This window comes from Qipengyuania xiamenensis, from assembly GCF_019711495.1.
In the GTDB taxonomy this organism is placed as follows: Bacteria; Pseudomonadota; Alphaproteobacteria; order Sphingomonadales; family Sphingomonadaceae; genus Qipengyuania; species Qipengyuania xiamenensis.
This window is the reverse complement of record NZ_JAIGNM010000003.1, coordinates 474045-481311: the sequence shown is the minus strand read 5'-3', so window position 1 is coordinate 481311 and position 7267 is coordinate 474045. Positions and strand designations below refer to the sequence as shown.

8 protein-coding genes are annotated in these 7267 nt (G+C 63.6%); 2 read left to right on the top strand and 6 right to left on the bottom strand.

The features are described from left to right. Positions 1 to 138: 138 nt before the first annotated feature. The 3 genes from K3165_RS13895 to K3165_RS13885 all read right to left on the bottom strand — a co-directional run bounded on the left by K3165_RS13895 (position 139) and on the right by K3165_RS13885 (position 3782). Positions 139 to 1269 (bottom strand): acyl-CoA dehydrogenase family protein, encoded by a 1131-nt coding sequence (locus K3165_RS13895; protein ID WP_221549467.1) that lies wholly within the window; start codon positions 1267 to 1269, stop codon positions 139 to 141. Between the two features lie 27 nt (positions 1270 to 1296). After that, the gene (locus tag K3165_RS13890; protein WP_221549466.1) at positions 1297 to 2496 is read right to left on the bottom strand and encodes an acyl-CoA dehydrogenase family protein; all 1200 of its coding nucleotides are present in this window, start codon (positions 2494 to 2496) and stop codon (positions 1297 to 1299) included. A gap of 290 nt (positions 2497 to 2786) precedes the next feature. Then, entirely contained in the window at positions 2787 to 3782 is a 996-nt protein-coding gene (locus tag K3165_RS13885) for an adenosine kinase (protein WP_221549465.1), read from the bottom strand. 108 nt (positions 3783 to 3890) lie between these two features. Here K3165_RS13885 and K3165_RS13880 point away from each other — a divergent pair, with 108 nt between their 5' ends. Together K3165_RS13880 and K3165_RS13875 are read left to right on the top strand one after the other, a co-directional pair. After that, a complete protein-coding gene (locus K3165_RS13880; RefSeq protein ID WP_221549464.1) occupies positions 3891 to 4577 on the top strand; it encodes an EI24 domain-containing protein in 687 nt (228 codons plus the stop codon). Then, positions 4570 to 4998, top strand: coding sequence for a hypothetical protein (locus K3165_RS13875; protein WP_221549463.1), 429 nt, complete (start codon positions 4570 to 4572; stop codon positions 4996 to 4998). The genes K3165_RS13880 and K3165_RS13875 overlap by 8 nt, the downstream gene beginning before the upstream one ends. Before the next feature lie 189 nt (positions 4999 to 5187). On the opposite strand, the gene K3165_RS13870 is transcribed toward K3165_RS13875, so the two are convergent. Genes K3165_RS13870 through K3165_RS13860 form a run of 3 tightly spaced genes read right to left on the bottom strand, consistent with a single transcriptional unit; the run spans position 5188 to position 7246 of the window. Then, a complete protein-coding gene (locus tag K3165_RS13870) occupies positions 5188 to 5547 on the bottom strand; it encodes a HesB/IscA family protein (RefSeq protein WP_221549462.1) in 360 nt (119 codons plus the stop codon). Next, a complete protein-coding gene (locus K3165_RS13865; RefSeq protein ID WP_221549461.1) occupies positions 5547 to 6062 on the bottom strand; it encodes an SUF system Fe-S cluster assembly protein in 516 nt (171 codons plus the stop codon). The genes K3165_RS13870 and K3165_RS13865 overlap by 1 nt, the downstream gene beginning before the upstream one ends. Further along, positions 6059 to 7246, bottom strand: a complete 1188-nt coding sequence (locus K3165_RS13860; RefSeq protein WP_221549510.1) for a cysteine desulfurase — start codon at positions 7244 to 7246, stop codon at positions 6059 to 6061. Before K3165_RS13860 ends, K3165_RS13865 begins: the two co-directional genes overlap by 4 nt. Positions 7247 to 7267 lie beyond the last annotated feature (21 nt).

The window sequence follows — 7267 nt, the reverse complement described above, 5'->3', positions numbered from 1 at the left end:
AGCGGTCTCACCTAACAGGCAGGTAGCCCGCAGTCACCCCCGGCCCTCGGATGACCGCAATCGGGTCGTTAGCGGAATGACCGTAATCGGCTGGGAGGGTCCGAAAAGCAGCTCCTACGGACCCTCGCAACCTATAAATCAAGCCAGCGAAACGTGTCGCTTCAGGTGGTGATCCACGCTGCCGAACTCGCTTTCGAAGATCGTCAGGCGCTTGAAGTAGTGGCCGATGGCATATTCATCAGTCACGCCGTTGCCGCCGTGGATCTGGACCGCTTCCTGTCCGACGAAGCGGGCCGACTGGCCGACGCCGACCTTGGCTGACGAGGCGGCGCGCTTGCGCTCCTTTTCGCCTGCATCGAGCTTGATCGTGGCGAGATAGGTCAGCGAAACCGCAGTCTCGTACGCGGTGTACATGTCGACCATGCGGTGCTGGAGCACCTGGAACTTGCCGATCGGCACGCCGAACTGCTTGCGCTGCTTCGAATATTCGAGCGTCATCGCGTGGGCGACCTTCATCGCACCGCATGCTTCCGCGCACTGGGCGGCAATGGCTTCGTCGGTGACCTGCTCGATCAGCGGCAGGGCAGCGCCTTCTTCGCCGATCAGCGCGTCGGCGGGGACCGAGACATTCTCGAAATAGACTTCCGAAGCGCGGCGGCCGTCGACGGTCTCGTAATCACGCGTGGTGATGCCGTCGGCGCTCTTGTCGACGATGAAGACGCTCACGCCCTCGGCATCGCGGCGCCCGCCGCCGGTGCGCGCGGTGACGACGAGGTGGCTGGCCCAGGGAGCGCCGATGACGACGGCCTTGTGGCCATTGAGGACATAGCTGTCGCCGTCCTTCTTTGCCGTGGTTTCGAGATCGGCGTAATTGTAGCGCCCGCGCGGTTCGGCATAAGCGAAGGCGAAGACGCGGCTACCGTCGATGATGGCCGAGAGGTGTTCCTCGCGCTGTGCTTCGCTGCCGGCGTGCTTGAGGAAGCCGCCTGCGCAGACCACCGTGGGGACGAAGGGCTCGACCACGAGGCCTTTGCCGAATTCCTCCATCACGATCATCGCATCGACAGCGCCGCCGCCGAAACCGCCGACTTCCTCGCTGAACGGCATGCCGAGGATGCCGAGCTCGGCCAGCTGCGCCCAGATTTCGGGCCGCCATCCGGCATCACTGGCGATGGCCGCGCGGCGCGATTCCCAGTCGTATTGTTCCCTGACAAGGCGCGAAAGTCCGTCGCGCACCATGTCCTGTTCTTCGGTGAAATTGAAATCCACGGGTCTCTCTCCGCTCGTGCTCTGGCCTTAGAGGCCGAGGATCATTTTCGTGATGATGTTGCGCTGGATCTCGTTCGATCCGCCGTAGATCGAGGTCTTGCGCATGTTGAAATAGGTTTCCGCCGCATGCGCCGAATAATCGGGTCCGACCGGATATTCGTTGCTGCCGTCGTCGTTCGCGACGCTGTGATAATAGGGCGCGGCATAGCTGCCGACGGCTTCCAGCGTGAGTTCGGTCAGGCGCTGCTGGATCTCGGTGCCCTTGATCTTGAGGATCGAGCTTTCGGGGCCCGGACCCTTGCCCGCCTGTTCACCGGCGAGCGTGCGCAGCTCGGTGATTTCGAGCGCGGCAAGGTCGATTTCCAGCTGGCTCACCTTGCGGGCGAATTCGAAGTCCTCGATCAGCGGCTCGCCGTCGAGGGTCTCGTTCGCGGCGATCTCGCGCAGCTTTTCGACGCCGCGCTTGGAGCGGGCTACACCGGCAATGCCGCTGCGTTCGTGGGCGAGCAGGAACTTGGCGTAGGTCCAGCCCTTGTTCTCTTCGCCGACGAGGTTCTCGACCGGTACTCGCACGTCTGTCAGCCAGGTCTCGTTGACCTCGTAACCACCGTCGAGAAGCTTGATCGGCTTCACTTCGACGCCGGGCGTTTTCATATCGACGAGGATGAAGCTGATGCCTTCCTGCGGCTTGGCGGCATCGGTGTCGGTGCGGCACAGGAAGAAGCCCCAGTCGGCATATTGCGCAAGCGTGGTCCAGGTCTTCTGGCCGTTGATGACATAGTGATCGCCATCGCGGACCGCAGTGGTCTTGAGCGAGGCGAGGTCCGAGCCTGCGCCCGGTTCGGAGTAACCTTGGCACCACCACACGTCGCCGCTGCGGATGCCGGGGAGGTGCTTGGCCTTCTGCTCTTCATTGCCGAAGGTGTAGATGACGGGGCCGACCATCGAGACGCCGAAGGGCAACGGCATGACCGCGTTCACCCGGGCGTTCTCTTCCGACCAGATGTAGCGTTGGGTGGGCGTCCAGCCGGTGCCGCCATATTCGACCGGCCATGCGGGAACCGACCAGCCCTTTTCGCCGAGGATCTTGTGCCAGGCGAGGAAGTCTTCGCGCGATAGGTCTTCGCGCAGGCCGACGTCGCCAAGGTGCTTGGGATAGTTCTCGGCGATGAAGGCGCGAACCTCGTCGCGGAAAGCCTGTTCTTCGGGGGTGAAATCGAGATTCATGGGGTCACGCTCCGCTTGTCATCCTCTCGCGCCCGGTATTCCGGGCTTGCTGGCGGATTTTCTTCACGAAGCGGGGCGTGGACGCAAGGTTGCAAAGTGAAATTCTTCCTCCGCGAAGCGCCGAAAACGGCGCCTGGAAGGGCGTTCCTACAGCCGTGCCGCTACGGTATCGCCGGACCCGCCCGTTGGAATCGCGGTTGAACCCGAAACGAAAAAAGCCCCGCCTTGCGAGCGGGGCTTTCGTGTTTCGGAGGTGTACGCCCTCGGATACGAATCAGCAGGCGTCGATTTCAGCCCAGCTTCTCGGCAACCAGAGCCTTCAGGTCCTTCTCGCTGCGCGCACCGATGTGGCTGATGATCTCGCCGGCACATATCGCGCCCATCCTGAGGCAGGTTTCGAGGTCCTCGCCGCGGGTGTGGCCGGTCAGGAAACCGGCGGCGAAGAGATCGCCCGCGCCGGTGGTGTCGACCACCTTTGCGATCGGTTCGGCGGCCACTTCGGCCCGCGTGCCATTGGCAATCGCCACCGCGCCCTTGGCACTGCGGGTTGCCACCAGCGTCGGGACCTTGTCCTTGACCGCGTCGAGACCGGCTTCGAAATCTTCCTCACCGGTAAGCGTCGCCAGTTCGTGTTCGTTGACGAAGAGAATGTCGATCTTGCCCTCTTCGATCAGCGCGCGGAAATCGTCGCCGTGGCGGTCGATCACGAAGCTTTCGCTGGCGGTGAAGGCGACCTTGCGGCCAGCATTGCGGGCCACTTCGATTGCACGGCGCATGGCGCTGCGCGGTTCTTCGGGGTCCCACAGATAGCCTTCGAGATAGAGCACGCCCGCGCTGGCGATCAGCTCTTCGTCGAGCGCTGCGGGCGGAAGGAACTGCGATGCACCGAGGAAGGTGTTCATCGTACGCTCGCCATCGGGGGTCACAAAAATGAGGCAGCGCGCGGTCGGCGGCTCCTCGTCGCGCGGCTTGGTGTCGAAGTCGATACCGACGGCGCGGATGTCATGCGCAAAGATGTCGCCGAGCTGGTCCTGCGCGACCTGGCCGACGAAAGCGCATTGCGCGCCCAGCGCCGCCATGCCCGCCAGCGTATTGGCTGCCGAACCGCCGGAAATCTCCGTGGCGCGGCCCATGGCATCGTATAGCTCCTTGGCGCGCTCGGTATCGACCAGCGTCATCCCGCCCTTGGCGAGGCCGAGCTCTTCGATGAGCTCGTCTTCGCAGGGGGCCATCACGTCGACGATGGCATTGCCGATCGCGACGACGTCGTAACGGGGTTCGGTCATGTTTACTCCAAAGGGAAGAATCTTGTCGGGCGCGGTTAGCGGTTCATCGCGAATAGGCCAAGGGCAGCGTTGACTTGTTCGAAGAGGGGAGCGATTCGGGCAGGTGTAATGATGTCGCTCCCACAGGCCTTCGGACTCGCGTTCTCGCAACTGGGCGATCCGGCCATCCTGCGCATTCTCGGCAAGAGCCTCGGGTGGACGTTCCTGATCTTCGCCGGACTCGGCCTGCTCGCCTATCTGGGTCTCGATGCGCTGGTGGAATGGCTCGAATGGTCGCCGGTCAGCGGTGCGACCGCGGTGCTGACAGTGATCATTATCCTGCTCGCGGGCTGGTTGCTGTTCCGTTTCGTCGCCCTGTTCGTGCTGCAATTCTTCGCTTCCGACGTAGTGCGCGCCGTAGAGGCGAAGTATTATCCGAACGAAGCAAGTGCTGCGCGGGAGCTTGGCTTTCGCGAGGAGCTCGTGAACGGTTTGCAGGCCGTTCTGCGCGCGTTGGCATTGAACCTCGCGGCCCTGCCCTTCGCCATCTTCCTGCTCTTTACCGGCATCGGTACGGCGCTGCTGTTCTGGGGCGTCAACGCCTTCCTTCTCGGACGCGAGCTGCAGGACATGGTGTGGCTGCGGCATCGCAAGGATGTTGCAGAGACCGCCCCCCTGGCTGGCAGCAATCGCTTCCTGCTCGGCGGGGCCGTGGCCGGCCTGCTGATGCTGCCTTTAATAAACCTGCTCGCTCCGGTTCTGGGCGCGGCAAGTGCAACCCACCTCGTGCATCGCGGGAGAGCCGTCGTTGCGTAAATTCATTCTGTTGCTGGGCGCTGCCGCCAGCCTTTCTGGCTGCATGAGTTCGCCCAAGACCTACCAGTTTCCCGATGCCGCACCGGCTGCACGGACGCCTCCGCCGCAGCAGGCGCCCGTCGTCTCGGCACCGTCCACGGCGACGTTCCGGGCGCCCACGGTTATGAACATGCCGGGTCTGGAGGGAGTGATCGGACGCGACGCGACGGCGCTTGCAAATATCTTCGGGCCGCCGCGGCTGGAGGTGAAGGAAGGCGACGCGATGAAGCTGCAGTTCACCGGCAACGCCTGCGTGCTCGATATCTATCTCTATCCGCTCAGCCCCGGGGCACGCCCGAGCGCGACGCATGTCGAGGCGCGCAGGGCCAGCGATGGTGAGGATGTCGACCGCGCCGCCTGCGTGCGGGCGCTGCGTCGTTAGTCGAAAACGAGCGGGGCTTCGGCTCCGCCCTGCTTCGGAATCGGTCCGCGCGGCGGGACCGCGGGAACGGCAATGCCGGATTCTGGAGGCTTGCGGCGAAACCGGCTTGCGATGCGTATCATCAGCCGCCACTCAGGGCCGCTGAGTGCGGCAATCATCCTGTCGAGTTCTTGGCCTTCCATGCAGCCATCATACCATGAAGCTCTCGCCGCAACCACACGCGCCCTTGGCGTTCGGATTCTCGAACACGAACCCGGCGGAGAAATCGTCTTCCACCCAGTCCATCGTGCTGCCGACTAGGTAGAGCACAGACGCGCCGTCGATGTAGAAGATGCCGCCGGGGGTTTCGATCTTCTCGTCGAACTTGGCTTCCTCGGTGACGTAGTCGACCGAATAGGCGAGGCCCGAACAACCACGACGCGGGGTGGAGAGCTTCACGCCGATCGCGTCGTCGGGCGCCTTCGACATCAGTTCGGCAATACGCTCTTCGGCGCGCGGCGTCAGGATGACGGCTGCCTTGGGGGCGGGGCGCGTGCTCGTGTCGGCCATCACAGCATCCCCAGTTCGAGACGCGCCTCGTCGGTCATCTTGTCGGGGCCCCAGGGTGGGTCCCACACGAGATTGACCTCGGCATCGCGCACACCGGGCACGCTGGCAGCGCGCAGCTCGACTTCGCCGGGCATGGTCTCGGCAACCGGGCAATGCGGCGTGGTCAGCGTCATGGTGACCGTGACATCGCACTCGTCATCGACCTCGACACCGTAGATCAGGCCGAGATCGTATATGTTCACCGGGATTTCCGGATCGTAGATTTCCTTCAGCGCGTCGACGACCGCCTGCTGAAGCTTGCCGCCTGCACCGCTGGCGCTGTCGGCTTCGGGCTGTTTCTGGAGAAAGCCTTCCAGATAGTCGCGCTTGCGCTCGAGCTTTTCGCCCGCCGTTTCATCGGGATCGACAGCGTCCGAGACCCGCGCCCGTTTCGGCTTTTCGGGAGGCTTGCCCACGACCGTGTCGGCCGGTGAGGGCGCTGCAATGAAATCCTTGTCGTCAGACGGCTTGTTCATCCGAAGATCCTCCGGGTCCTTTCAATTCCGCGCATCAGGGCGGCAATATCGGTTTCGTCGCTATAGAGGCCAAAGCTGGCGCGGGCGGTGGCGGGCACGCCGAGATGCGCCATCAGCGGCTGCGCGCAATGGTGGCCGGCGCGTATCGCCACGTTCTCTTCATCCAATATGGTGCCCAGATCGTGCGGGTGAACCCCTTCGAGGGCGAAGGAGACGATTCCGGCGCTTTCTTCCGGCCCATAGAGCGTCACGGCGTTCAGCTTGCGCAACTCCTCGCGCAGCTGGGCCGCAAGGGCGCTTTCATGCTCGAAGAGGCGGCCGACGCCGATCGCATCGACGTAATCGATCGCCGCATGGAGCGCGATCGCTTCGGTGATCATCGGCGTACCGGCCTCGAAGCGCTGCGGCGGCGGGGCATAGGTCGTGCCTTCGAAGGCGACCTTCTCGATCATCGCACCGCCACCCTGGTAGGGCGGCATCTGGTCGAGCAATTCCTCGCGGGCCCACAGCACGCCGATACCGGTCGGGCCGTAGATCTTGTGGCCGGAGAAAGCGTAGAAATCGCAATCGAGCGCCGCCATGTCGAGCGTCATGCGTGGTGCCGCCTGGCATCCGTCGAGCAGGATCTTCGCGCCGACCGAATGCGCAAGGTCGGCCGCCTTGCGCGCGTCGAGGACCGAACCGAGAACGTTCGATACATGCGCCAATGAAACCAATTTGGTTCGCGGCGTAAGAAGTGCCTCAAGTGCGCCGAGGTCGATCTGCCCGTCTTCGGTCAGCGGGCAGACGTCGATCTGGGCTCCGGTTCGCTCTGCAAGCATCTGCCATGGCACGATATTCGAGTGATGTTCGAGCGTAGAGAGGACGATCCGGTCGCCTTCGCCGATTCGCGTCATGCCCCAGGTCGCCGCGACCAGGTTGATCGCTTCGGTCGCACCACGCACGAACACAATCTCGTTTTCGGATTTCGCACCGATGAAGTCTGCGACACGCCTGCGCGCCGCTTCATAGCCCAGCGTCATCTGTGCCGAGCGGCTGTACACGCCGCGGTGTACGGTCGCGTAATCCTTGCCCAGCGCGCGGCTCATGGCGTCGATCACCGCTTGCGGTTTCTGCGCCGAAGCGGCGGTATCGAGATAATGCCACTCCTCCCCTTCCGGCGTCAGCAGGCCGGGGAAGTCCATCTTGCGCGAGAGGATGTCCGT

Excerpts from the sequence above, each read along its gene's own strand:
- K3165_RS13890 (WP_221549466.1), bottom strand. The coding sequence starts at position 2,496 with ATGAATCTCGATTTCACCCCCGAAGAACAGGCTTTCCGCGACGAGGTT.
- K3165_RS13885 (WP_221549465.1), bottom strand. The coding sequence starts at position 3,782 with ATGACCGAACCCCGTTACGACGTCGTCGCGATCGGCAATGCCATCGTC.
- K3165_RS13880 (WP_221549464.1), top strand. The coding sequence starts at position 3,891 with ATGATGTCGCTCCCACAGGCCTTCGGACTCGCGTTCTCGCAACTGGGC.
- K3165_RS13870 (WP_221549462.1), bottom strand. The coding sequence starts at position 5,547 with ATGGCCGACACGAGCACGCGCCCCGCCCCCAAGGCAGCCGTCATCCTG.
- K3165_RS13865 (WP_221549461.1), bottom strand. The coding sequence starts at position 6,062 with ATGAACAAGCCGTCTGACGACAAGGATTTCATTGCAGCGCCCTCACCG.
- K3165_RS13860 (WP_221549510.1), bottom strand. The coding sequence starts at position 7,246 with ATGGACTTCCCCGGCCTGCTGACGCCGGAAGGGGAGGAGTGGCATTAT.